This is a genomic window from Amycolatopsis sp. CA-211722, assembly GCF_056828465.1.
This window is the reverse complement of record NZ_CP184752.1, coordinates 7,240,519-7,264,070: the sequence shown is the minus strand read 5'-3', so window position 1 is coordinate 7,264,070 and position 23,552 is coordinate 7,240,519. Positions and strand designations below refer to the sequence as shown.

General features: G+C 67.9%; 20 protein-coding genes. 11 read left to right on the top strand and 9 right to left on the bottom strand.

Annotated features, from left to right (window positions below; all coding sequences use genetic code 11):
* Nucleotides 1-26 precede the first annotated feature (26 nt).
* The 3 genes from ACOCEP_RS34090 (at nt 27) to ACOCEP_RS34080 (ending at nt 2,743) form a co-directional block, all read left to right on the top strand.
* Nucleotides 27-869, top strand: coding sequence for a hypothetical protein (locus tag ACOCEP_RS34090; protein ID WP_482333464.1), 843 nt, complete (start codon nt 27-29; stop codon nt 867-869).
* 69 nt (nt 870-938) lie between these two features.
* A complete protein-coding gene (locus ACOCEP_RS34085) occupies nt 939-1,184 on the top strand; it encodes a hypothetical protein (protein WP_482333463.1) in 246 nt (81 codons plus the stop codon).
* An 806-nt stretch (nt 1,185-1,990) separates the two neighbouring features.
* Complete coding sequence (locus ACOCEP_RS34080) at nt 1,991-2,743, top strand: response regulator transcription factor (RefSeq protein ID WP_482333461.1); 753 nt, start codon at nt 1,991-1,993, stop codon at nt 2,741-2,743.
* Nucleotides 2,744-3,630: 887 nt separating this feature from the next.
* Here ACOCEP_RS34080 and ACOCEP_RS34075 read toward each other — a convergent pair.
* Complete coding sequence (locus ACOCEP_RS34075; protein ID WP_482333460.1) at nt 3,631-5,073, bottom strand: aldehyde dehydrogenase family protein; 1,443 nt, start codon at nt 5,071-5,073, stop codon at nt 3,631-3,633.
* Nucleotides 5,073-6,146, bottom strand: a complete 1,074-nt coding sequence (locus ACOCEP_RS34070) for an alcohol dehydrogenase catalytic domain-containing protein (RefSeq protein ID WP_482333458.1) — start codon at nt 6,144-6,146, stop codon at nt 5,073-5,075. The genes ACOCEP_RS34075 and ACOCEP_RS34070 overlap by 1 nt, the downstream gene beginning before the upstream one ends.
* Nucleotides 6,147-6,316: 170 nt before the next feature.
* Between ACOCEP_RS34070 and ACOCEP_RS34065 the strand changes: the two genes are divergently transcribed.
* Nucleotides 6,317-7,411, top strand: a complete 1,095-nt coding sequence (locus ACOCEP_RS34065) for an ABC transporter substrate-binding protein (protein ID WP_482333456.1) — start codon at nt 6,317-6,319, stop codon at nt 7,409-7,411.
* A 207-nt stretch (nt 7,412-7,618) separates the two neighbouring features.
* Here ACOCEP_RS34065 and ACOCEP_RS34060 read toward each other — a convergent pair whose 3' ends face one another.
* On the bottom strand, nt 7,619-8,494 hold the full coding sequence (locus tag ACOCEP_RS34060) for a LysR family transcriptional regulator (protein ID WP_482333454.1): 876 nt from the start codon (nt 8,492-8,494) through the stop codon (nt 7,619-7,621).
* A 9-nt stretch (nt 8,495-8,503) separates the two neighbouring features.
* A complete protein-coding gene (locus tag ACOCEP_RS34055) occupies nt 8,504-9,466 on the bottom strand; it encodes an LLM class flavin-dependent oxidoreductase (protein WP_482333452.1) in 963 nt (320 codons plus the stop codon).
* A 188-nt stretch (nt 9,467-9,654) separates the two neighbouring features.
* Here ACOCEP_RS34055 and ACOCEP_RS34050 point away from each other — a divergent pair, with 188 nt between their 5' ends.
* The 7 genes from ACOCEP_RS34050 to ACOCEP_RS34020 all read left to right on the top strand — a co-directional run bounded on the left by ACOCEP_RS34050 (nt 9,655) and on the right by ACOCEP_RS34020 (nt 17,026).
* Entirely contained in the window at nt 9,655-10,440 is a 786-nt protein-coding gene (locus tag ACOCEP_RS34050) for an ABC transporter ATP-binding protein (RefSeq protein WP_482333450.1), read from the top strand.
* A gap of 65 nt (nt 10,441-10,505) precedes the next feature.
* The gene (locus ACOCEP_RS34045) at nt 10,506-11,312 is read left to right on the top strand and encodes an ABC transporter permease (protein ID WP_482333449.1); all 807 of its coding nucleotides are present in this window, start codon (nt 10,506-10,508) and stop codon (nt 11,310-11,312) included.
* A gap of 61 nt (nt 11,313-11,373) precedes the next feature.
* A complete protein-coding gene (locus tag ACOCEP_RS34040) occupies nt 11,374-12,555 on the top strand; it encodes an acyl-CoA dehydrogenase family protein (protein WP_482333447.1) in 1,182 nt (393 codons plus the stop codon).
* Entirely contained in the window at nt 12,552-13,745 is a 1,194-nt protein-coding gene (locus ACOCEP_RS34035) for a thiolase family protein (RefSeq protein WP_482333446.1), read from the top strand. Before ACOCEP_RS34040 ends, ACOCEP_RS34035 begins: the two co-directional genes overlap by 4 nt.
* Nucleotides 13,746-13,764: 19 nt before the next feature.
* The gene (locus ACOCEP_RS34030) at nt 13,765-14,529 is read left to right on the top strand and encodes an SDR family NAD(P)-dependent oxidoreductase (RefSeq protein ID WP_482333445.1); all 765 of its coding nucleotides are present in this window, start codon (nt 13,765-13,767) and stop codon (nt 14,527-14,529) included.
* A 37-nt stretch (nt 14,530-14,566) separates the two neighbouring features.
* Complete coding sequence (locus ACOCEP_RS34025) at nt 14,567-15,832, top strand: acyl-CoA dehydrogenase family protein (protein WP_482333444.1); 1,266 nt, start codon at nt 14,567-14,569, stop codon at nt 15,830-15,832.
* Nucleotides 15,833-15,853: 21 nt separating this feature from the next.
* Nucleotides 15,854-17,026, top strand: a complete 1,173-nt coding sequence (locus ACOCEP_RS34020; RefSeq protein WP_482333442.1) for an acyl-CoA dehydrogenase family protein — start codon at nt 15,854-15,856, stop codon at nt 17,024-17,026.
* A gap of 452 nt (nt 17,027-17,478) precedes the next feature.
* Here ACOCEP_RS34020 and ACOCEP_RS34015 read toward each other — a convergent pair whose 3' ends face one another.
* From ACOCEP_RS34015 to ACOCEP_RS33995, 5 genes are all read right to left on the bottom strand, one after another.
* Complete coding sequence (locus tag ACOCEP_RS34015) at nt 17,479-18,228, bottom strand: IclR family transcriptional regulator (RefSeq protein ID WP_482333440.1); 750 nt, start codon at nt 18,226-18,228, stop codon at nt 17,479-17,481.
* Nucleotides 18,229-18,374: 146 nt separating this feature from the next.
* Nucleotides 18,375-19,463, bottom strand: a complete 1,089-nt coding sequence (locus ACOCEP_RS34010) for an acyl-CoA dehydrogenase family protein (protein ID WP_482333439.1) — start codon at nt 19,461-19,463, stop codon at nt 18,375-18,377.
* Entirely contained in the window at nt 19,460-20,704 is a 1,245-nt protein-coding gene (locus ACOCEP_RS34005; protein ID WP_482333437.1) for an acyl-CoA dehydrogenase family protein, read from the bottom strand. The genes ACOCEP_RS34010 and ACOCEP_RS34005 overlap by 4 nt, the downstream gene beginning before the upstream one ends.
* Complete coding sequence (locus ACOCEP_RS34000) at nt 20,701-22,647, bottom strand: acetate--CoA ligase family protein (protein ID WP_482333435.1); 1,947 nt, start codon at nt 22,645-22,647, stop codon at nt 20,701-20,703. Before ACOCEP_RS34000 ends, ACOCEP_RS34005 begins: the two co-directional genes overlap by 4 nt.
* On the bottom strand, nt 22,644-23,450 hold the full coding sequence (locus ACOCEP_RS33995; protein ID WP_482333433.1) for an enoyl-CoA hydratase/isomerase family protein: 807 nt from the start codon (nt 23,448-23,450) through the stop codon (nt 22,644-22,646). The genes ACOCEP_RS34000 and ACOCEP_RS33995 overlap by 4 nt, the downstream gene beginning before the upstream one ends.
* Nucleotides 23,451-23,552: the final 102 nt, after the last annotated feature.

The window sequence follows — 23,552 nt, the reverse complement described above, 5'->3', positions numbered from 1 at the left end:
CGGTCAATGTGCCGCAAGGAGGAACAATGGAATTCGACTTCTATGTCACCGACCTCGGAAGCCTGCTGGGTGGCTGGACGGTCAACGTGATCGGGGCCGAACTGAGCAAGCACAGCCGGTTGCTGTGCGCCGAGGTCTCCCGTTCGTCATACTCCACTTCGGACAGAGTCGTCAGAGCTGCTCGGGAGGACCGGGATCGCTGGTGTTCGGCGACACGCCGACTGCTGGCGGAGATCCACACCCTGCAGGAACGCGAGGAAGCCGTCAGCCTCCACCGGCGGGCGCCGTTTCGGGGTGGCCTGTGGTGGCGGATCAAGTACGCGCGGCGGAACTGGTTGCTGCGAAAGGGATATGACGCGGCGAGCGCGCGGCTGCGCTCGGACTTCGCCGCTGCTCTCGCGGACCACCAGAAAAGCATGGATGATCTTCCCGCTTACCTGGAGGAGTACGCCATGCGGGAGAAGGAGCGCAAACGGCGAGAAGATGAGCAGGCCAGGAAGAAGCGTGCGGAGGCCATCGCCGACGTGTCCGGTCCGGTGTGGGCCTACGAAATTCGCAAGTCTTCAGGCGGACGCCGCAGCTTCTGGGTCTATCTGAGGAGCCTGGACGCAGGAGGCGGAAGTAGGCACACCGTGCAGGAGGTCCATGCCGCGCTGACCGCGGAAAGGGCCGAACATCGCTACACCGGCGTGTATTGGGGGCAGGAGACCGCTCGCGCGTTGAAAGAGAAATACGAGACCGTGGCATGGGGATGGGCACGGCTCACTGGCGAAGTGATCATCCCGCTTCCCCACGACCCGCGTAATCCACCGATCTGGTCGAAGTACCACGGGGGTCCCTCGAGCAACTACGGGAGCGGCAGCTTCTGATGAAGGACAAGGCGAACGGAGCCGTCTCGAAGAGCACGACATCGGTCACCGGGCCTCTGACGTTTGCGTATGATGGCCACTTCGTGCCGGGTGGACTGGCTCGTGCTGGCCGCGTTGCTGGGCTTGTCGGACTCCGCACGCGCCGCCGGCACGCACATCGTCGGCGACTTCCGCCGCACCGAACGCAACCGGCTGATGGAGATCGCCTATCGCTTCGCCGGATTCACCGACGACCTGCCGACGCTGGACCGCGCCTGTCTGGAACGGCCCCCGGGCGATGCCGGAGACGCGGTGTTCCATCTCGTCCCCGGCTGAGGGAAAGGACGAGCGGTATCGCGATCGAACGGCCGTGGCAGACCCCGCTGTGAAGGCGGGGAAGTCGAGGGCGCCGCATCGAAAAAGTAGTAGGTGCCGGTGAACACCTCTGGCTGCATCTCCGAGGTGCAGCTTCATATCACAGAAGTGCCACCGAGTTGATCATTTCCGTGGATTCCTTCTCGCTGAGGGCGGACTCGCGGAGTTCGTGCAACTTCCGCTAATACGGTGCAATGTCTTCCACCGCTTCCAGGACCAAAATTGCGGTGACAGTGTGAACGATGAGGACGGAGTTGCCGTCGTAATCCTCGAAGAAGCCGAACGCGGTTTAAAAGTCTTCATCGAGACTCTCGGGCGGGACGATGTGCACGTGGCAGTGCGGCAGCAGTGAACACCCCAAAAGGGTTGATTCTTTGGCTGTGGGCACCTGGCCCGACCGGATTCTACTCGAGAGTATTGGACCGGGACTGATCGGGGTGGTTCATAACCAACCAGTAATTCCGTTCCTGGGAACTGGTCGAGCGCCCTGCTCAGCCGACCTGATCCCTGTGCCGAGGAGTGTCATGGGGTCCGCCCTGTCTTTACTCTGCAGTGCCCCGTTGTCAGGTCGGTAAAATATCCATCCTGATGATAGGCTGGAATCAGGCGGACGTGAATGGCAAAGTTTCCGGCATACTTGTCAATCGGCATCGAAAGTGCCCGAAAGGACGCACTGTGGCAAAATATCGGGCAGGCATCAAGAAAACGTCGCGCCGGGGCGTCTGATTTCTTTGCCGCCGGCCCGAATTCGGTTCATAATCTGCTCTATGGACATGGTTCTGGTCTTGAGTGATGACGTCGCAGCGGCAAGCAGGGTGGCTACAATCCTCCAGCGAACTTTCCTGGTCGATCGCGCACTGTCGCTGAGGGAGGCAAAATTCGCAATCAAGGGCGGCGAGCATGCCGGCGTGATCATGAATTTGGAGTTCGCCAGTCGAGGGAGAGTGACGGCGGCGGTCAAGGAGCTGCTTGCGTATGGATCGAAACCGATCCTCGTCCTGACGGGTCATCAGAAAGAGGCCGATATAGTGCAAATATTTCATGCGGGTGCCGATGAATGTCTGCCGCCGACCGTGGCCGGAGTCGAACTGCTGGCTCGGGCCAGGGCGATGATCCGCAGGCAGGGAAACCACCTGCCGGTAGGAGCGGATATCGTTATCGGTGCGCTTCGTATCAACCCGGTGGGCAGGGTGGTGACCTTGGATGGCCGCATCATCGAACTCGCCGGACGCGAGTTCGACCTTCTGCTCGCCTTAGCGAGGCGCCCTGGGTATACCTTCGGCCGGCATGAACTTCAGAAGGCCTTGTGGGGCGAGCACAGCCCCGGAAGACTCAATGTCAACACCTATATCACCAGACTTCGTCAAAAAATGGGCGAGGTCGCGGGTCGGCCGCGTTTCCTGCACACCGTCTACGGCAAAGGGCTGAAGCTGCATGGTTCTGGGGCCGGTCAACCTGCCACCTTGACTTATCCCTCAATAGGCGACGAGCCGGTTGAGTGGGGAAGACCTGATCGGTGATGATCAGCGAGAGCGCGGCCTGCACGGCGCGAGCCGGTCGGCCGAGACAGCCAGCGCGCCTGTAGTCCACCAGTCAGGAAGTGTTGACAGCCGCGCGCCCGCGGTCCGGAAAACTGGTGGCAGGTCTGCAGCGGCCTTTGTCTAACGGGACCGAAGGCGCCTGAGACCATGGACCGAACAGGAACGGCGCGCTCCATCACCGCCACCAGGTCTGTCCAGTGCGGCCGCGGAGACTCGCATACCTCCGATGAGACGGGTCGGGCTTAGCAGCCTGCCACGGCGGTCCATACGGGACGGGATTCGTTTTCCATGATCCCGCCGGCGCCGACTTCACATTCGCAACGTTGAAGCAGCGGAAGCCGCGACGTGCAAACCGAAGTGGTGGCCCGCACCAATACGGACCACGATCGCACCGTTACCGTTGTGGTGATCGGCCCTGTCGGCCGTCAACAACTGTTGTACGGCAATGTAACCGGATCCGATGGGGTTTTATAGTGGCTACTTCCCGCCGACATCGTGTGGCAATCGGAATGGCGGGCGGTGACCGCCAACGGTGCCGAATACGCTGCCTCCAGCGAAGGCTGCGCCGTGTCCTATCACCACCGAAACCCATTGCGGTAAAGGGAAACCAGCACGAGGAACACGAACACCACGACTCCGCCGACGAGCGCCGCACCCGCCGCCCCGGGCGCGGCACAATGGTTGCCCAACGGCGAATTCCGCCGCATGGTCGCCGAACTGCTCACCCAGCAACCCGCCAACGCCGGATTGGCGGCAGGTGCCGCCGCCGGTGGGTGCTAGGGCTCGCGTGGGAACTTTCCGGTGTTCAAGCAGGAAGCTCCTCGCGCGTCCCTGTTTCAGCCGTCGAAGGGTCTCGTTTCGCTGGCTCAGGGTCGCTCAGGCCGTGTCACGGTCCTGAGGTCGGTGTACGAGTCGAGGGCGAACGTCGCTCCGGAGCGGCCGAGCCCGCTGGCCTTGTTGCCACCGAACGGAGCGTCGGGGTGGCGGGCGACGGTGTTGATGCCGATCTGGGCGGATCGCAGTCGCCGTGCGAGACGCCGGGCGTAATCGGTGTCGTCGCTGAAGATGTAGTCGGACAAGCCGTAATGGGTGCTGTTCGCGGCTTCGACGGCTTCGTCGTCGCCGGAAGTCCGCATCACGCACAGTACCGGACCGAAAGCCTCTTCCCGCATCAGCGTGTTTTCCGGGGAGCAGCCGGTCACCAGGGTCGCCGGATGGTGGAACCCGATTTCGGGAAGGTCGGCTTTCCGATGGACCTCACAGCCTTCGTGCTCCGCGGTGTCCACGAGCCGGGTCACGGTCTCGCGTTGTGCGGCGCTGATGAGCGGGCCGACGGTCGTCTCCGGATGCCGGGGGTCACCGTGGCGCAGGTCCGCCCGTAGGGTCAGCAGGCGGTCGACGAGGGCGTCGTGCACCTTCGCGTCGGCCAGGATGCGGGCGGGGGTGAGGCAGACCTGTCCGGCTTGGACGGTCCAGGTGCGCGAGACGGCGGTGGCGACTTGGTCGACGTCGGCGTCCTCGCGGACGATGACCGCTCCTTTGCCGCCGAGTTCGAGAAGCAGGCGCTTCATGCCGGGGGCGGCGTTGCGGTAGATGTCGATGCCGACGCCGGTGCTGCCGGTGAAGCTGACGGCTCCGACAGCGGGGTGGGCGACCAGTGCCGCGCCGGCTTCGGCGCCGGAACCGAGCACGAGGTTGACCGCACCCGCCGGGGCGTTGAGCTCACGCAGGGCCAGGGTGAGGGCATCGGACAGCGCGGCGACCAGCAGAGGATCCTGCGGCGCGGGCTTGAGTACCACGGTGTTGCCCGCGAACAAGGCCGGAGCGGCCTTGCCCACCATGGCGAGCAAGGGGAAGTTGTACGGGCTGATGCAGGCGATCACGCCGACCGGGGTCCGTTCTATCGTGGCACCGATCCCGTCGCGCTGGTCCGGTGAGGGCAGGACGAGACGGTCTTCTCCTTGCGTGGCCCAGTAACGGAGCCGGTCGATCGCGCGGCCCACCTGCACCTCCGCGGCGACCGCGGTCCGCGCGCCCGTGTCGGCGACCGCGAGTTCGATCAGCTCTTCGCGTCGCGCGTCGAGACGGTCCGCGGTCAAGGCGAGGACCGCTTTGCGAGTGAACAGCGGCAGATCCGCGAACGCGGGACTCGCCGCGGCGGCGGCTTCGGCCGCCGCGCCGGCGAGGTCGGTACCGCACTCGGCGACCTCGGCGATCGGCAGTTCGGTAGTGGGGTCGAGCACTGTGTAGGTGTCCGGAGTGAAGATCTCGTCGCCGCCGACGCGTGCGGGCACGCGGATGTGGGTCATCAAACACCTCTGAGGTCGAAGAATCCGCGTTCGAGTTCGCCCCGCCGCAGGTCGGCGATCAGATCACCGGCCTCCGACGGCGGGGCTACTCGTGTGACGAGTGGGGTCAGGGAGAATTCCCCGGCCAGGGCCCTGCGTGCCAGTTCGGGCAGCGCCGTCCGGGGATCGACCGAGCCCATCCGGCAGCCCAGGAGCGCCTTGTCGTGGAAGAGGGACCGGATCCGCAGCGACAGTTCGGTATCGGCGGACGGCAGCCCGACAATCACCGCCCGCCCGCCCCAGCCGAGCGACGCGATGGTGGCGTTCAGCAGATCGGCGCGGCCGACGCATTCGAACGCCGCGTCGGCCCCGTCGGGGACGGTGTCAAGGCAAGCCTTCGCGACGTCGGAGGCCTCGGGGGTGACGAAGAAGTCGGTGGCTCCACAGGCGACGGCGATGTCGTGTTTGCGCGGGTTCCGGTCGCAGACGAGGATCCGGTCCGCGCCCGCGGCACGGGAGGCGAGCACGACGTTGAGGCCGATGCCACCGGCGCCGACGACCAGTACCGTTTCACCCCGTCGCACGCGAGCGCGTTCTTCCACCGCGCCGAACGCGGTCACGGTCGCACACCCGAGCATGGCCGCTTCGGCGTCGGGTAGCTCCTCCGGGATGGGGATTGCCTGGGACTGCGAGACGACGGTGCGTTCGGCGAAGGCGCCGGTCCGCACGAACTGCTGGACGGGGAGCCCGTCACGGCTGAACGGGGTGGCTGCCGGCTCGGCGGTGCGGCGGCAGGCGGTGCGGCGCCCGGCACGGCACTGCTCGCAGGCCCCGCACGGGCGGAACACCGACAGCACGACCCGGGTGCCGATCGCGAGCCGGGCACCGGGGCCGCGCTCCACGATCCGGCCGACGGCTTCGTGACCGAGCACCACGGGTAATTCCTGGGTGATCTTGCCGTCGATCGGGTTGAGGTCGCTGTGGCACAGCCCCGCTGTGGCGATCTCGACGACCACTTCTCCCGGTCCGGGTGGGCGGTGCAGCAGATCGTCCACCAAGGCGAGCTCGGAGCCGTCCCATACCAGTCCGCGCATATCGCTCCCGTCGTTGGGTGACGGCGGCCAACACTATCAGGTGATTCATTCCAGCGAAATCACATTTTACTCAGTAATATTACGGCTTGCTGAAGTCTTGCTTGAAGTGGGCTCCATCACTTAGGCTCATTGAAAGTCAATTCTACTGAGTGAAACTACCGAGGTGCTCCATGCGACAGAGATCAATGCTGATCAGGGGCGGGTCACTGGCCGCGCTCCTGTCGCTGCTCGCGGCCGGGGTGTCGGCCTGTGGTGAAACGTCCTCGAGTGGCGGTGACGCGGCCGGAGCCGACGCCTGTCCCACGGCCGAGACGACGGGCGACATCACGCTCACCGTCAGTTCGAACCTGGTCGTGTTCGCTCCGGTGCTGCTCGCGATTCAGGACGGCGCCTTCAAGAAAGCCGGCTTGAACGTCACCGTCCAGCGCCTGAGCGCCGCGGAGTCGGTGCCGTTGGTGGCTCAGGGGAAGGCCGACGCGCAGGTGACCTCGTACTCCTCGGCGCAGTTCAACGCCGTGAGCGGCGGTGTCGATGTCAAGTGGATCCTGCCGTTGGACACCCAGCCCCAGGCCCGTGCCGACGCCGTCCTGCCGGGATTCTGGGCACGGGAGGACGTGGTGGGTACCGGGCCGGAACCCGACTTCGCGAAGCTGCGTGGACAGACGATCGGTTCGCAGACCTCGGGCACCGGAATCAGCGGCAAGATCCTGAGCGACGCGCTGGCCAAAGGCGGTCTCGGGCTGCCGGATGTGAAGATCACGAGGCTGGTCGGCGCCGACGCTTTGGCGGCGCTAAAGAACAAGGCCGTGGCCGCGACCTGGATAGCCTCCCCGGGAGAGATCGAGGCCAGTAAGACCGCCGGGTTGCGTCGTATCGCGACCTACCCGCCGGGAGTCACCGGAACGTCGATCATCGCCGGTCCGAAACTGCTCGACCGCCCCGCGATCGCGGTGAAGTTCGCGCAGGTCATCAGCGAGACCGTCAAGAAGTATCTCGTCGGGGACTACCGCAAGCAGCCCGAGAGCGTCGCGCAGCTGACGAAGGCCCTCGAAGTCGACGCGTCGGTCATCCAGCAGACCGAACCGCTGGTCTTCGATCCCGACCTCAGCATGGCGGGTACCGACAAGTTCCTCGACGACCTGCAGGCCTTCTTCCTCAAGGAGAACGCGCTCGACTACAAGGAGGCCCTGCCCGCCTCGCGGCTCATCGACACCAGTGTGGCCGATTCGGCTCGCACGTGCTCGCGTGCTTGGTTCCAGCCTTAGCCGAGAGGTGACGCGAAGGTGGGGAGGCCGATACCGCTCGTCGACCACGTCGGGCTGGAGGTGGAGTGGTGTCGCGAAAGCCACTTTCGAGACGTCTGATGTCCCGAAAGTGGCTTTCGCGTCGCGTCGTCGAGCCGGTGCCGGAGCGTCGGCGAAATCCGGAAACGCCACTTGTGCCCGCGGCGGGTACTCGAGACACGGTCGGCTTCAACCCGAATCGCCGCTCGCGACCAGGATCTCGATCAGGGCCCGGCCGGCCGGGGAAAGGTCCGCCGTGCGGTGGATGAGACCGACTTCGCGGGACAACAGGGGTTCCACCGGGCGCAAGGCGACACCGGGAAGCATGACCTCGGCGACCCTGCGCGGCGCGAAGGTGCACAACGCCCCGGCTGCCACCAGTTCCCACAGCAGCTGGCGGTGTGCGCACCGGCAGCGCACCTCGCCTACCAGCGGGGCCATTCTTTCCGCGCTCGGCTGGGTGCCGAGGACGTCCTTGGTCACCACGCCGAAGGGCAGCCGTGCGAGGTCCGCCGCAGTCACCCGGGAGGGCAGAGTCTTGCCGAACGACGCCGGGGCGGCCAGCACCAGTTCCTCCGAACCCAGTGAGCGCACGGCGAGCGCGGTTTCCTGAACCGGAAGCTCGAGAAGGCCGAGTTCGGCTTCGCCGCTACGCACCGCTGACAGCACGCCCGCGGGAGTCGCGCCGTCCCGCACGTGGACCTGCACCCCGGGGTACCGGTGACGTAGTTCCGTCAGCGCTTCCGCCAGGGGAGCGATGGCGAACGTCGACATCGTGGTGACGGTGAGCCGGCCCGATTCCAGTTTCGCGACCCGCAGCACGCGCAGCCGCGCCTCCTCGGCGTCGGCCAGGACGCGCCGGGCCACGGGCTCGAGCGCCCGGCCCGCCGCCGACGGTGTCATACCGCGACCGGTCCGATCGAACAGTTCGACGCCCAGCTTGCTTTCGAGGTTGCGGATCGCCTGCGACAGTGACGGCTGGGCCACGTAGAGCGCCGTCGCCGCGCGGGTCACTCCGCCGTGGTCCACCACCGCGAGGAAGTACCGCATCAGGCGCAGGTCCATAAAGGAAGGTTACTGCCCGGGCGCCGTCAGCTCCGCCGCGCCGAACAGGTCGCCGATCAGGGGTAACTGGTCGAGTGCCTCCTCGAACAGTAGGGAAAGATAGATCCCGTCCACCACGTCGGCCAGCTTCAGCAACCGGTCGCGGCAGTCCTCCGCGGTCCCACAGACGACGAAGCGGTCGAGCAGGTAGTCCTCGACGTCGGGACGGTCGGCGAACAGCGCGGCGTTCGGAGTCGCGCCGGACCGGCCGTGCCAGTCGTAGTCGTAGGCGGCGAACCGCCGCGTCAGCACGTCGGCGAAGTCCGGCGGCACGTTCTTTCCGGCCATTGTGGACGCGAACGCGAAATGTGCCGCGCTGATGGCCCGGGGGAGCATTCGCCGCCGCAGGCTCGTGCGGTGCGCCTCGTCGTGGGCCACGGCGAGGCGGACCGACGCCCAGACCTGCCACGGCGCGCCTCGTTCCTGCTGGGCCGCGGTGCCTTCTTCGGTGATCATGTGCAAGGCTCCGCGGTCCGCGCCGACGCCGGCGATGACTCCGTCGGCGACGCGACCGGCGAGCCGGGCCGTGGCCGGGCCGCTCGCGGCGACCAGGACCGGGACGTCCTGGACAGCGTGCTTGATCGTTTCGATCGTGCCGCGCAGATCCTTCAGGGACGCGGGTTTCAGCCCGAACGTGTGGACGGCGGAGTCGCCGCGTCCGACGCCCAGCCGGAATCGGCCCGGGTAGGCGTTCTGGAACGACCTCGCCGCGCTGATGTGCACCGAAGGGTGGCGAGTGACCGGATTCGTGACGCTCGTCGAGATCGTCAGGCGCGAGCTCGCCGCGAGCGCGTCCGCGCACGCCGAATACAGCTCACCGTAATGCGGGGAGTCGCCGATACCCATGCCCCACAGGCCGGCGGCCTCGGCTCGTTCGGCGACGGCTCGGGTCAGCTCCCGCCGCACGGGCAGCCAGTTGACGCACAGTCTCATGTGGACTCCGGAAGGAAATCGGTGCGCGAACGCGCGAGAGTTTCCAGCTATACGCCACGTGGACTCGCGAGGCAAGGCTCGGTCTCGGACCCTTGACAGTGTGTGGTCCGAAGAGTCATCCTTCATCTCAGTGAAACTGGATTCCAATGAGTGAAATTCCGCCGAAGATGTCGGAAGGAGGCCGAGACGTGAACGTCACCCTCACCCCGAAGATCCGCGTCGAGTCGCTCTCGTACAGCTACCGCAGGCGTGGCAGCGAGGACGTCCAGGCACTGGACGAGCTGAACCTGACCGTCGGCAAGGGGGAGTTCGTCTCGGTGGTCGGCCCGTCCGGCTGCGGCAAGTCGACCCTGTTGCGAGTGCTCGCCGGGCTTCAGCGGCCTACCGGAGGCAGTGCCGGCGTCCTGCGCGAAGACGGCACGAGGCCGTTGATGGTACCGGTGTTCCAGGAGTACAGCATTTTTCCTTGGCGCACCGTCGAAGACAATGTGCGGCTCGGCCTCGACGCGGCCAAGGTGCCGCGGGCGGAGTCGAACGCCCGGGTCCGCGAATGGATTTCCCGCGTCGGGCTGTCCGGCTTCGAGAAGGCGTACCCCTCGCATCTCTCCGGCGGGATGAAGCAGCGAGTCGCCTTGGCCAGGGCGTTCGTGCTCGAACCCGAGGTGCTGCTGATGGACGAGCCGTTCGCCGCGCTCGACGCGCAGCTGCGCAAAGTGCTCCAGGAGGAGTTGCTCGGCATCTGCCAGGAACGCGACTACACCGTCTTCTTCGTTACCCACAACCTCGACGAGGCGATCCTGCTGTCGGACCGGATCGCGTTGATGACCGCGCGCCCCGGCCGGGTGGAAGAGGTCTACGACGTCCCGTTCGGCCACCCCCGCACCCCGGATCTGCGCAAGTCGCCGGAGTTCGTCGCGCTCGAAGAACAGATATGGGACCGGCTTCGCGGCGAGGTCCAAGGAGGACGCAAGTGAGTACCGACGCCGAAACCCGGACCGGGTGCACGACTGAGGGGGAGTGGGTCGTACGGGGGCCCCAGGTGCGACGCCGCACCCCCGCCGCACAGGCACGCCGGGACCTGATCTTGCGGATCACGCTCGGTGCGCTGATCCCGGTGCTGGCGGTGGTCTCCTGGGAATTGAGCGCGCGGCTGGGCTGGATCGACGCCAGGTTCTTCAGCCAGCCGTCCGCGGTGCTGGACCGGTTCCTCGCCGACTCGGCGAGCGGTCTGGTGTGGACGGAAACCCGCATCACCACCGTGCGACTGCTGACCGGGTACGCGCTCGGCTCGGTGGCGGGTATCGTCGTCGGCCTGGCCCTGAGTCAATTCACTTTTCTGCGCTGGCTGATCGAACCGCTGATCCGCGCGCTCTACGTCATCCCGAAATTGGCGATCCTGCCGTTGTTGCTGCTGCTGTTCGGCCTCGGCGAGACGCCCAAGCTGATCTTCATCTCGCTCGGCACCTTCTACATCGTCGCGTTCACGACGCTGTCGGCGGCGATGATGATTCCCACGCCCTTGCATGAGGCGGCACGTTCCTACGGCCTGTCCTGGAGCCAGCGGTTCCGATGGCTGATCATCCCGGCGAGCCTTCCGCAGATCGTGTCGAGCCTGCGCCTGGCTTCGGGCATATCGATGCTGCTGGCCATCGCCGTCGAGTTCGTCAACGCCCAGGAGGGGCTCGGCTATTACACCTGGCATGCCTGGGAACTGTTCGTTCCCGAGCGGATGTACGTGGGCGTCGTCCTGATCTCGATCCTCGGTGTCGTGTTCAGCGCGGTCATCGGTTTCCTCGGCTCCCGGCTGGTGCGCTGGTCGGAGGGTGAATTCGACCAGACCAGGTGAAAGGCCGGCCCCGTACCGGCGGACCGCGCCGCGTTCCGCCCTGTCAGCAAAGGAAAGACGATTGATCGACTATGCCCGGCGGGGCGACGACGGTGACATCGCCGACCTGGTGAAGGTCGCTCGCCAAGTCGCGGAGGAACGCTACGCGCCCTTCGCCGAGGAGTGGGACCGCGAGCGACGGCTCCTGCCCATCGAAGAAAGGCGCTTTCTCGCCGGGCTCGGCTGGCTCGGTATCGCGTTGCCGGAGCGCTACGGGGGTGCCGGCGGCACGTTCCGTCAGGCGCTGGCCGTGGTCGAGGAACTCGCCAAGGTCTATCCGCCGGCCGCTTTCCAGGTCTTCGAAGCGAACGTCGGTCCCGCGCAGCACCTGAGCCGGATCGGCACCGAAGACCAATGCCGGCGCTACCTGCCCCGGATCATCGCGGGGGAGCTGACGATGGCCATCGGGATCTCGGAACCGGACGCCGGATCGGCCGCGACCGACCTGACCACCCGCGCCGTGATCAACGGTGACAAAGTCGTGCTCAACGGCGGCAAACGCTGGATATCCGGCGGCGGGGAGGCCGAGCTCTACCTGATCTACGCGCGGATGACGGATACGCCGGGCTCCCGGGGGATCGGTGCCGTCATCGTCGAGGCCGATCGCCCCGGGATGAGTTACGGCCCTCGCGAACGGCTGATGGGCTTCCGCGGCATCCCGTCCGCCGACGTCATCCTCGACAACGTCGAGGTTCCCCGCGACAACGTCCTCGTCGAACCGCCGGACGGTTTCCGAAGGTTGTTCAGCAACTTCTCGCTGGAGCGGCTGGGCAACACGACGATGAGCCTGGCGCTGGGGCAGGCCGCACTGGACAAGACGATCGCCTACGTCCGGGAACGCGTCCAGTTCGGCAGGCCGATCGCCGAGTTCCAGGCGGTCCAGCTCACGCTGGCCGACATGCTGCTGCAGGTCGAATCGGCCCGGCTGCTGCGCGATCGGGCGGTGGCGGGTGCCGACGCCGGCGAACTGGACACGCTCGCGGTGTCCCTGGCCAAATGCGCCGCCAACGAGATGGCCAAACGCGTCACCGATCTCGCCATGGGGCTGCACGGCGGCAACGGCTACACCGAGGAGTACGGGATCGAGCGGATGCACCGTGACGCCCACGGCTGGGCCCTCGCCGGAGGCACCCCGAACATCCAGCGCGTGCGGATCGCCGCCGAACTCCTGGGCCGCACGTTCGACCAGCGGGGTGGGAAATGACCGAGCTCCGCACGCCCGCGGTCGTCGTCGACGTGGTCCGCACCCCGATGGGCAAGGGAAAACCCGGGGGCGCCCTGCACTCGCTACATCCGGTCGAGCTCCTGGCCCAGACGTTGACCTCGCTGCTCGCCCGGACCGGAGTGGACCCGGGCACCGTCGACGACGTCCTCGTCGGTTGTGTCAGCCAGTCGGGAGAACAGTCCGCCACGCCTGGGCGAATGGCGTGGCTCGCGGCCGGTTTCCCCGCCCACGTCCCGTCGATGACCCTCGAACGCAAATGCGGCTCCGGGCAGCAGGCGATCGAATTCGCCGCCCAGTCGATCGTGGCCGGGGTCAACGATGTCGTGATCGCCGCCGGGGTCGAGTCGATGAGCCGCGTCCCGATGGGCAGCTCGCGCGGCACGGCCGATCCCGTCGGGCCCTCCGTCAAGGCGCGTTTCCCCGCCTTGGTCCCACAGGGAGTGGCGGCCGAGCGCGTCGCTGAACGCTATGGCATCGGCAGGTCCGCCCAGGACGAGTTCAGCCTCGTCTCCCACCGGCGCGCGCACGCGGCGGCGACCTCCGGCGGCTTCGACAACGAAATCGTCCCCGTCACCCTCGACGACGGCAAGGTCGTGAGCGCCGACGAAACCATCCGGCCGGGAACCTCTCTGGAGCAGCTCGCCGCCCTACGGCCCGCGTTCCGGAACGAGCCTTATACCCAGCTTCTTCCCGGTCACGAGTGGGCCGTCACACCAGGCAACTCCTCTCAGCTGACCGACGGCGCCTCCGCCGTGCTGCTCATGTCCGAAGAGCGGGCGCACCGGCTCGGCCTCACGCCACGCGCGCGACTGCTCGGTGGAGCGGTCTGCGGCGACGACCCCGAACTGATGCTCACCGGGCCGATCCCGGCCACCCGGAAGGTGCTCGCCCGCACCGGGCTAGGGCTCGGCGACATCGACGTGTTCGAGGTCAACGAGGCCTTCGCCTCGGTTCCCCTGGCCTGGGCCAAAGAATTCGGCGTCGAGCTCGGCCGGGTGAACCCGTGTGGCGGCGCGATCGCCCTAGGCCATCCGCTCGGCGCGTCCGGCTGCCGGATCTTCACCACGATGCTCAACCACCTCGAGCGGACCGGGGGGCGGCTCGGCCTGCAGACCATGTGCGAGGCCGGCGGGATGGCCAACGCGACCGTGGTCGAACGGCTTTCCTGAACCTGACCGAGGAGAAACCATGAGAATCACCGGAAACTCGGCGCTCGTCACGGGCGGCGCCTCAGGCCTCGGCAAGGCCACGGCCGAACGTCTCGTCGCCGACGGCGCCCACGTCGTGCTGGTCGACCTGCTGGGATCCGCGGGCAAGGAGGTCGCGTCCGGTCTCGGCGAGCGCGCCACTTTCGTTCCGGCCGACGTGACCGACGCGGATCAGATCGCCGAAGCCGTGGACGTCGCCGGCAGGCTCGCGCCGCTGCGGATCCTGGTGCACTGCGCCGGCCGCGGCGGGCCGGTGCGGGTGGTGGAGAAGGACGGCACCCCGGGCTCCCTGGAGAACTTCACCGACATCGTCGGCGTGAACCTGCTGGGCACCTTCAACGTCCTGCGCCTCGCCGCGGCCGCGATGGTACGCAACGAGGACGAATACGGTGAGCGCGGCGTCTGCGTGCTCACTGCTTCAGTGGCCGCCTGGGAAGGCCAGATAGCGCAGACCCCTTACGCCGCTTCGAAAGCCGGCGTGGTCGGAATGACGATCGTCGCCGCGCGAGATCTCGCGCGCCGGCATGTCCGGGTGTGCACGATCGCGCCGGGGCTGTTCGACACCCCGATCCTCGACCGCGTTCCCGAGCCCGTGCGCGAACGTCTCGCGGAGTCGGTACCGCATCCCGCACGCCTCGGAGATCCGGCCGAATACGCCGGTCTCGCCGCGCACATCATCGCCAACCCGATGCTGAACGGCGAAGTGATCCGGCTGGACGGCGCCATCCGCATGGCGCCCCGGTGAGAGCCACCCACCAGACCAAGAAAGCAGGACGATCGTTGTGACTGTCGACGCCGACGAGAGCTTTTTCGACCACACCCGCGACGTCTGGGACCCCGTGGGGCTGGACCCGGAACCCGAGCACGAGGGACTGTGGGCCGAGCTCACGCCGAGACAGCGGGAAGTCCGCCGCCTCGCCCGCGAAGTCGCGACCACCGAACTACGGCCGTGGGCGGCGCATTGGGACGAACACGCGGAGTTTCCGAGGCGGTCGCTCGACGCGATTCGCGAAGCCGGGCTGCTCGGTCTCTGCGTGCCCGAGGAGTTCGGTGGCGAGGGCGAGCCGTTGCTGACCGGCTGTGTCGTGGTCGAGGAGCTGGCCAGGGCCTGTCTCTCCAGCGCGATGGCCGCCCAGCCGTTCCTCAACGGGCCCTGGCGCGCGGTCACCGTGCTCGGGACGCCGGAGCTGCGCGATCGTCTGCTTCCTGACGTCGCCAGGGGAACGCGGCATTTCGCCATCGCGATGAGCGAACCCGGCGCGGGGAGCGCGGGCACCGACCTGCGGGCGGTGTTGCGCAAGGACGGTGAAGGCTTCCGGCTCAGCGGAGTCAAGAGCTGGGTGACCGGCGGACGCGAGGCGACCACGACGATCGTGTTCTGCCGGATCGAAGGCAGCGCCGGACCGTACGGCATCGGCGCCGTCATCCTCGACGGTCCGCTGAAGGACTTCGGCGAGGTCGAGGTCGACCCCAAAATGGGCATCCGCGGGGTCGCCGAGTGCACGCTCCGGTTCGACGACGTGCCGATCGCACCGGAGGACGTCCTCGTCTGGCCGGAGGCCGAGAGCAAGCGTGGTGCGCAGGTCCTGGTCAACCAATTCAATCCGGAACGCTGCGGGAACGCCGCGATGTGCACCGGTCTCGGCCAGGCCGCGCTCGACGCCAGCATCGGGCACCTGACCGCACGGCGGCAGTTCGACCGGCCGCTGTCGGATTTCCAAGGGTTGCAATGGAAGGTCGCCGACATGGCGATGGACGTGCACCTCTCCCGGGTGTTGCTGTGGCGAGCCGCGCGGACCGAGCCCTACGGGTTCCCGGCGCAGACCGAGACGATCATGGCGAAGCTGCACAGCAGCGAGATGGTCCAGCGGGTCACCAACACCGCGCTGCAGTTGCACGGCGCGCGGGGTTACTCGCAGCGGTGGCCGATCGAACGCTATCTACGCGACGGCCGTGGCCTCTCACTCGGCGGCGGCACCGCCGAGATCATGCGCAACATGCTGGGCGCCCGTGTGCTCGGCGTCCGCGCCAGCCAGCGCGCGTCGTGACCGCCCGGGAGGTCGAAGCCGATGCCGATCGTTGAGCGGGATGTCTACGACGCCGAGCACGAAGCGCTCGCCGAGGTGGTCTCCGCCTTTCTGCGTAAGGAGATCGCGCCGAACCTGGCGGAGTGGGAGAGCGAGGGCGCGCTTCCCCGATCCGCTTATCTCGCCGCCGGGAAATTGGGGTTGCTCGGCCTGCAGATTCCCGACGAGTACGGCGGCGGGGGACAGGACGGATTTCGATTCAACTGTGTGGTGACCGAGCAGGTCGCCTACGAACGCGTCGCGATGGGGTCGATGCGTGTCCACACCGACGTCGTCGTCCCGTACGTCCTCGGCCTCGCCGACAGCGCGCAGCGGGCCCGGTGGTTGCCGGGTATGGCCAGTGGTGAGCTGATGAGCTCGATCGCCATGACCGAACCGGGAACGGGCTCCGATCTGGCGGGCGTGCGATCGACGCTGAAACCCACCGCCGACGGCTATCTGCTCAGCGGGACCAAGACGTTCATCACCGGGGGCAGCCAGTCCGACCTCGTCGTGGTGGTCGCCCGGTCGGACCGGACGGAGAACCGCCGTGACGGGCTGACCCTGGTCGTCGTCGAAGCGGGTATGCCGGGATTCAGCCGCGGAAGGAAATTGCCGAAACTCGGGCTCCACACCCAGGACACGACGGAGCTCTTCTTCGACAACGTCGAGATACCGCGGGAAAACGTACTGGGGGAGCCTGGGCGGGCGTTCACCTATCTGTCGGCGAACCTCGCACAGGAACGGCTGTCGATCGCGGTGAACTCCCAAGCGCAAGCGGTGGCGGCGATCGAAACGACGTGCGCGTATGTCCGGGAGCGGAACGTATTCGGCAAACCGCTGGGGACCTTCCAGAACACGAAGTTCGTCCTGGCCGGCCTGACCGCTCAGGTCGCGGCCGGGCAAGCGCTGCTCGACCGTGCCATGCGGCGTCACGACGAAGGTGCGCTCAGCGCGGTCGAAGCGGCCAAGGTGAAGCTGTTCTGTACTGAGTTGCACGGCCGGGTCGTCGACGCGTGCCTGCAGTTGCACGGGGGCTACGGCTACGTGTGGGAACAGGACATCTGCCGGATGTACGCCGATGCGCGGGTCAGCCGTATTTACGGCGGCACGAGCGAGGTCATGAAGACCATCATCGCCCGCTCGCTGGACCTGTCGGGTGAACGGCCGTCCTGATGGGACTGCGAGGTGTTCGGGGACGATGTGTCCCTGACCTGTGTGGGCGTGATTCGCTCCGTTTCGGGACCGTCGATGCAGGATATGCGATCCGGTGCGAGGGGCGTCTTGCCGTCCTCGGGGCAGGGCGGCTTGGGCATGTCGCGAAAGCCACTTTCGCGACGTGTCCGAGCCTTCCGTCGCGCACAAGGACCGCGCCACCTTGTGACGAAGGGGACTTTCCGCGCGTGCGATGAGGGGAACGCTCCCTTCATCTCGCCGAGCACCCCCGAGCGCCTTCACGGACTCGCCACCCGACAGGACACCTTTGCCTTTCGGCTCAATACCCCTCAAGCAGCGGTGTCGCGAAAGCCACTTTCGAGACGTCAGGTATCCGCAAAGTGGCTTTCGCGACACCGCGGCCGGCGTCCGGCGAGTGCCTGCGGGCAGGCGGTGCACCCGGTGTCGCGCGCTCAGAACACCCGGACGCGTCCGCCGAGTTCGGCGGTCATGTCCGAGGCGGCGCGCACGACGGCGGCGATCGTCGTATCGGGGTCGTCGGGGAGGTTCGCCGTGGGCATGGACACGCCGAGCGCGCCGACCGGCTCACCCTGCGGCCCGAACACCGGCGCGGCCACCGCCCACACGTCTGGCCACCGGACGCTGCCGCCACAGGCATATCCTCGCTCTCGCGCTTCGGCGATCCGCCCCCGGAGTTCGTCCTCCGACGCGAATCCGGGCTCGTCAGAAGCGAGGTAGCCGGCGATCGCGGCGTCGACCCGATCCGGAGGGAGGAAAGCGAGCACCGCCTGGCCGGTGACGGTGGTCGGTAGCTTGTAGCTGCGGGCCGGGCGGATATGCGCCCGGACGGGTTTCGCCGGCTCGCTGCGCGCGGAATAGGTGACCTGATCGTTCTCGTAGACGGCGAACACCGAACTTTCGTCGACCTCGTGGGTGATCCGCTCGGTGTAGCCCCGGGCCACCGAGGCGACGCCGATGGTCGAATTGACCGCGTGGCCCAGCCGCCAGACGAGCATCGTCGCCCGCCAGGTGCGGTCCGGCTGCTGCGTCACGAAGCCTTCGTCCGCCATCAGCCGAAGCGTGCGCAGGAGTGTGGGCGAGCTGAGGCCGGTCTTCTCGCTCAGCGTCTTCAGCGTCTGCGGACCTTCTTCGCATACAGCCGTCAGCACGCGCAGCGTGCGGGTGATCGAGCCGTCGGCCACAGTCCGTCCTCGCGTCGTGCGGCCGTTACGGAGCGCGGCCACCTCAGCGCGAAAGTATACCATCGGCATTTCATCGAGTGAAAGACAATTCAGGTGAGTGGAGTCCGGGTGACCCGGCGTGCCCCGCTCCGTCAGGTCACCCGGAGTCAGGATGCCAACAGGCCGAGGAGTGTCTCGCGGTGGCGCGCCGGAGTGCCGAGCAGACCCGCGCCCGCGGTGCACCGCTTGAAATACCAGTGCAGGCGGTGTTCCCAGGTGAATCCGATTCCCCCGTGGATCTGCAAGGCGTCACCGGCGCAGGAAACAGCCGCCTCGGAGCAGACGATCTTGGCCAGCGCGGCCGCCCTCTCGGTCGAGTCGGCTTCACCGGCCAAGTGGTACACCGCCGACCGCGCCGACTCGACGCGGATCAGCATGTCGGCCAGCTTGTGCTTGATCGCCTGCCTGCTGCCGATCGCGCGCCCGAACTGCACCCGCACCTTGGCGTGTTCGACGCTCAGGTCCAGCAGCCGCTGCGCCGCGCCGACGAGATCACCGCACAGGGCCGCGGTTCCGGCGCGCCGGGCGGCGGAGACCGCGCCGGTCACCTCAGGACCGGGCGGGCACAACGCGACGGCTCGGGCCCGGTCGAGTCGCAGCGCCGAGAGGGGCTGGGTGCGGTCGAGGGAGACCAGCTCGCGCCTCTCGATCCCAGGCGAGTCGAGGACCAGGGAGAAAGCCGCCTGCCCCCTCCCGTCATCGGCGACCACCAGCACCTCGTCGGCGATGTCGGCGTCGAGTACGAACGGCAGGCTTCCGGAAATCGTCCAGCCGTCGGCCGTCCGCGCCGCCCGCAGGTCCCGCGATTTCGCGGTCACGTCGCCGTCGGGGCCTAGTAACCCGACCGTCGCGATACGCGTCCCGTCCGCCAACCGGGTCGACAGCTCGGCCGTGGCATCGGTTCGCGGCAGGGCGGCGGTGAACGCCGAGGCCAGCGCCGCGGACGACAGAAACGGCAACGGCGCGGCGAACGAGCCGAGGCATTCGGCCACCAGAACGGCCGTGAAGGGGTCTTGTTCCTCCGGCGGGCACGCGAAGAACCCGAGTGCGCCGGTGCCGGCGAGCGAACGCCACAGGCGCTTGTCGAAGCGGCGGTCGGCGGGCTCGCCGGGCAGGCCGGCGACCGGGTCGGAGCGGGACAACAGCGCTTTCAGCGACGCGAGGTAGTCGAGCTGATCCTGGTCGGGAACCTTCATCGCGTCTCCCCGTTCCTGCCGCCGGCCGAGCCTGTCACGAAGGAACGCCAGGTACCCGACCTGCTGGGATCGGCCTCGCGCGGCAGTCCCAGCCCACGTTCGGCGATCTGGTCCCGCAGCACCTCCGAAGTGCCGCCCGCGATCGTCTTGGGCTGGACACGGAGGTAGGCCCAGACGTCGTAGGCCGCGGCGTCGTCATCCCGCTCGTGCGCGAGCAGCCGCGCCCCGCCGAGTTCGAGGAACAGGCGCTGCAGGCGTTTGGTGTGCTCGGCCTGGAGCACCTTGTTGAACGGCGTGCCCTTGGCGATCGGCGGCAACCCTCGTGCCCGTAGCTCCGCGTTCCGCTGGTTGTTGAGCTTGACGACCTCTGCCTCGACCCACATCCGCACGATCGCCTCCCGCTCGGCCGCCGAAGCCTCCGGCAGGTGGTCCGACACGAGTTCGGCGACGGACCTGCCGACGATCGAACCCGGTGTCGCCGCGCCCGCTCCGGAACCGGCGATTCGCTCGAGCGCCAGGACGGTGCGCACGATCTCCCAGCCCTGGCCCGGTTCGCCGACGCGGTAGCGGTCCTTGACGAGCAGGTCGTCGAAGGTCACCTCGAAGAATTCGGCGTCCCCGGTCATCTGCCGGATCGGGCGGATCGAGACCCCGGCGGCCGCCATGTCGACGCACAGGCACGTCAATCCCGCGTGCTTGGCGACGTCGGCGTCCGTGCGCACGACGGCGAGGCCCCATGACGCCTTGTCCGCCCGGCTGGTCCAGATCTTCGTCCCGTTGACGAGCCAGCCATCGGCCGTGCGCTCCGCCCGGGTCCGCACCGCGGCCAGGTCGGAGCCCGCCTCGGGTTCGCTGAACAGCTGACACCACAACGCCTCGTTCCGCGCGATCGGCGGGAGCACCTCCTCGGCGAGATCCGGTGCGGCGTACCGGATCAAGGCCGGTCCGATCCAGCCCGTACCGATCGCGCTCTCGACCGTGCCGACCTTCCAGCGCGCGAGTTCCTGGCGGACCGGAACGGCCTCCGCGGCGCTCAGACCCAGGCCTCCGTACTCAGGCGGCCACTCCGCGGCCAGCCAGCCCGCCTCGGCCACGATGCCGACCAGTCGTCCCACATCGGCGCGGCCGCTCAGGAACTCCTGGACCGCGGCGGGACCGGCCTCGACCGCGGCAGCCCACTCGGAGGGCAGCGTCGCCTGAAGGAATTTCCTGAGCACAACGGCCGGGCTCTCGGCGGTCATCGGGCCACCACTCTCGCGTCCAGTGCCACGATCCGGCCGTCCACCAGCGCCAGCGGATTGCACTCGACCAGGCCGAAGCCCGATTCGGCGGCGAGATCGGCGAGCGCGTAGGCGATCTTCGCCAGCTGGTGCGCTATACCTTCGTAACGACCTGGCACCCGGCCGAAGACGTGCTCGTCGAGCCGCCTGGCCAGCCACTCCGCCGGCAGGTGAGCCGGCACCGCGACCGTCAGGTCGAGCAGTTCGATGTTCGATCCTCCGAGCCCCGCGCTGACCACCAGACCCCACTGCGGGTCGCGCCGCACCCCGGCGAACAACTCCAGCGAAGTGCGCAGCTGGCGCGCGGCGATGATCCGATGTCCCGTCTTGAGCATGGCTCGCGTGTGCTGGGCCGCGGTCTCGCCGTACACGTCGAGCCGGACACCGCCGGCGGAGGCCTTGTGCACCTCGGCCGGGAGATCGGCCTTCAGTACCACGGGCCAGCCTTCGGCGGCGCCGAAACCGAGTGTCTCCGAGGTGCCGGACACCAGCCGCCACGGCGCGACTTCGATCCCGGCCTTTTCCACCAGTGCAAGGCTTTCCGAGGCGGTCGGGGGTGTACTTCCCGAGACGCCGACGAGGGTGACCGGACGAAGCCCGCCACCGCCCGCGTCGGTTCCGGCGGCGGCCGCGGCCAGCACGGTGCAGGCGGTCGCCAGGTCGGGCAGCACCACCTGGCCCCGTTCGATCCGCGCACGGACACCTGAGGCGTCGCGGTCGAGCAGGGCGACCGCCGCTGGTGTCGAGGCACCGGTGAGGGCGCCGGCCGCGTCGGCTTGATCTTCGCGGCCGATGACCAGAAGGAGGTCCACTTCACCGCTGTCGCGCAGGGTGGCGCATACGCCGGCGAGGACGTCGTTGTCGCCGATCGTCTGCGCGGTCACGTCCACGGGATTGCGGGTGGAGGCGATCTCGGGCAGCTGCGCGGCCAGCTCCTGCCGCAATCCGGCCGACAATTCCGGCAGGGTCAGGCCGCGGGAGGCCAGGATGTCCGCGGCCACCACACCGGCGCCGCCGGATCCGGTGACCACACCGACCCGGGTGCCCGCCCGCCGTCCCAGCATCGACGCGCCCAGCGCCGCTTGGACCAGTTCACGATCGTCGCGCACCAGCAGCGCACCGTGGTAGGCGAACAATTCGGCCAGTACCGCGTGGTCGGAGCTCACCGCGGAGGTGTGCGACGCCGCGGCCGACGAGCCCGCCTCGGTCAGCCCGCCCAGCAGCGCGACGACCTGGACCCCGGCGGCGTTCGCGGCCGTCAGCATCGTGTTCAGCCCGGCGGGATCGCGAAGGCTCTCCAAATACAGCATCAGCACGCGCGGCGCCTCGGGTGACGCGATCAGGGCGGCGCCGAGGGCGCAGGCTTCGAGGTCGCTTTCGTTCCCTGTGCCGATGAGCCCGTCCAGGTGCAGACCGTAGCGGGCCGCGGCCTGCACGAGCCGTACGCCGAACGCTCCGCTCTGCGAGATAAGGAAAGCACCGCTGCCGTGACGGCACTCGGTGAGCGTGTCGAAGGCCTGCGCGAAGGTCACCACGGCCCGCGAGGGCGCGTAGTAGAGACCGACCGTATTGGGCCCCAGCAACCGGGTCCCGGCGGTCATCCGCGGGGCCGGCCGTCCGAGCTCTTCGAACCCGGACGAGTACACGACCGCGTATCCCGTGCGCCCGTCTATCCCGGCCAGGACGTCCTGCACCGCCGGGGCGGGCACGGCGACCACGGTGATGTCGACGCCGTCGGGCACCTCGTCGGACGATCGGCACACCGTCAGCTCACCGGCGTACTCCGCGTCGCGAAGATGCCGCAGCGTGCGGCTGCCCAGCCCGGTCTCCCGGGAGGTGGCGCCGAGCACGGCCACGGAGCGCGGCCGAAGCAGCCGGGTGAGGTCCACCGCGGGCGCGTTCACCGCAGTTCCGCGGGAATCCGCTGGTGCTTGGTGGTTCCCCAGTCCGGATCGCGGCGCTCCTTGAACGCCGCGATGCCGCGCACCGTCTCGCCCAGCGTGCGGATCCAGTTGAGGGTGCGCCGTTCGCGGTTGTAGGCGTGCACTCGGTCGTTGTCCTCGAGGAACTCGTACATCAGCCGTTTCGTCGCGGTGAGCGAGGCGGGTGCGCACCGTGCGGCCGTCTGGTCCGCGAGGGCGAGCGCGGTGGAGAGGACGTCGCCGGCCTCGACGCAGTGCGTCGCGGCGCCGAGCCGGGTGAATTCCGCGCCGTCGATCGTGCGCCCGGTGAGCAGGAGGTCCATGGCCGGACCGAAGCCGATCAGCCGGGGCAGCAGCCACAGCGAGTTACGGTCGGGGATCACCCCGATGCGGTTGAACGAAAACGCCAGCCGGGCGTTCTCGGCGACCACCCTGATGTCGGCCTGCATCGCCCAGGTGAGGCTGACCCCGATGGCGTCACCGTTGAGTGCGGCGATGATCGGCGTGGCCAGCTTCCACGGTGCCTGGTCGGGTTCGGTCAGCGATTCCACCGAGTGGGCGTCCGCGTCGCGCCAGTCCAGGCCGAGGTCGGCGCCGACTCCGAAATGCTCGCCTCGCCCGGTGACCACGATGACGCTGACACCGGCGTCCGCGTCGAGATCGACCAGGGCCTGCTGGAGCTGCTTCGCCATCAGCGGGGTGTAGGAATTGCGGTGCTCGGGACGGTCGAGGTAGACGATGCCCACCCGGCCCCGGTGTTCGACGGCTACGTGCTGTTCGACCATGATCACTTCCTGTCCACGGAGACACTTCCCCGCCCGTTCCGGAAAGGTGCTTCCACTTTCACCGACGACCTCGGCGCCGGGCAAAGACGCATCGACGCAGGA

What these genes read in the sequence shown, in the direction of transcription:
- ACOCEP_RS34090 (WP_482333464.1), top strand. Translation starts at nt 27, where the DNA reads ATGGAATTCGACTTCTATGTCACCGACCTCGGAAGCCTGCTGGGTGGC.
- ACOCEP_RS34085 (WP_482333463.1), top strand. Translation starts at nt 939, where the DNA reads ATGATGGCCACTTCGTGCCGGGTGGACTGGCTCGTGCTGGCCGCGTTG.
- ACOCEP_RS34080 (WP_482333461.1), top strand. Translation starts at nt 1,991, where the DNA reads ATGGACATGGTTCTGGTCTTGAGTGATGACGTCGCAGCGGCAAGCAGG.
- ACOCEP_RS34075 (WP_482333460.1), bottom strand. Translation starts at nt 5,073, where the DNA reads ATGACCCACATCCGCGTGCCCGCACGCGTCGGCGGCGACGAGATCTTC.
- ACOCEP_RS34070 (WP_482333458.1), bottom strand. Translation starts at nt 6,146, where the DNA reads ATGCGCGGACTGGTATGGGACGGCTCCGAGCTCGCCTTGGTGGACGAT.
- ACOCEP_RS34065 (WP_482333456.1), top strand. Translation starts at nt 6,317, where the DNA reads ATGCGACAGAGATCAATGCTGATCAGGGGCGGGTCACTGGCCGCGCTC.
- ACOCEP_RS34060 (WP_482333454.1), bottom strand. Translation starts at nt 8,494, where the DNA reads ATGGACCTGCGCCTGATGCGGTACTTCCTCGCGGTGGTGGACCACGGC.
- ACOCEP_RS34055 (WP_482333452.1), bottom strand. Translation starts at nt 9,466, where the DNA reads ATGAGACTGTGCGTCAACTGGCTGCCCGTGCGGCGGGAGCTGACCCGA.
- ACOCEP_RS34035 (WP_482333446.1), top strand. Translation starts at nt 12,552, where the DNA reads ATGACCGAGCTCCGCACGCCCGCGGTCGTCGTCGACGTGGTCCGCACC.
- ACOCEP_RS34030 (WP_482333445.1), top strand. Translation starts at nt 13,765, where the DNA reads ATGAGAATCACCGGAAACTCGGCGCTCGTCACGGGCGGCGCCTCAGGC.
- ACOCEP_RS34020 (WP_482333442.1), top strand. Translation starts at nt 15,854, where the DNA reads ATGCCGATCGTTGAGCGGGATGTCTACGACGCCGAGCACGAAGCGCTC.
- ACOCEP_RS34010 (WP_482333439.1), bottom strand. Translation starts at nt 19,463, where the DNA reads ATGAAGGTTCCCGACCAGGATCAGCTCGACTACCTCGCGTCGCTGAAA.
- ACOCEP_RS34005 (WP_482333437.1), bottom strand. Translation starts at nt 20,704, where the DNA reads ATGACCGCCGAGAGCCCGGCCGTTGTGCTCAGGAAATTCCTTCAGGCG.
- ACOCEP_RS33995 (WP_482333433.1), bottom strand. Translation starts at nt 23,450, where the DNA reads ATGGTCGAACAGCACGTAGCCGTCGAACACCGGGGCCGGGTGGGCATC.